Below are 387 nucleotides of genomic sequence, written 5' to 3'. Positions count from 1 at the left end.
GCACAGAAAAAAGGCAGCTGAAAAAGCATTGGAAGAAGCGACTGCAAGGAGTGGGTCCGCACATGAACACCTGCGTGTGATGGAAGAGAATAATCAGCGCTTTGCAAGTATTCACGAACGATTGGAAGCACTGCAGCAAGAAATTGATCGCCTTGATAAACTGCAAACTGTTTTTAAAGGGAATACGTTTGTTGAATTTTTAGCAGAAGAACAGCTGGAAAGTGTCAGTCGTGATGCATCCGCCCGCTTAGGTATGTTGACGAGACAAAGATATGCGATTGAGGTCGACTCAGAAGGCGGCTTTGTTATGCGTGATGATGCAAATGGCGGTGTTAGGCGTCCCGTGTCCAGCTTGTCCGGCGGGGAAACCTTCTTGACATCACTGGC

At 47.8% G+C, this 387-nt stretch carries 1 pseudogene; it reads left to right on the top strand.

Annotation, left to right across the window (positions count from 1 at the left end):
* Window positions 1-387 (top strand): annotated as a pseudogene (locus SB658_RS22210) (SMC family ATPase); the annotation flags it as partial.

It is taken from the genome of Bacillus sp. SIMBA_008, from assembly GCF_046535495.1.
Classification (GTDB): Bacteria; Bacillota; Bacilli; order Bacillales; family Bacillaceae; genus Bacillus; species Bacillus subtilis.
Note: the sequence above shows the minus strand (reverse complement) of the source record. Positions and strands in the feature narration are given on the sequence as shown.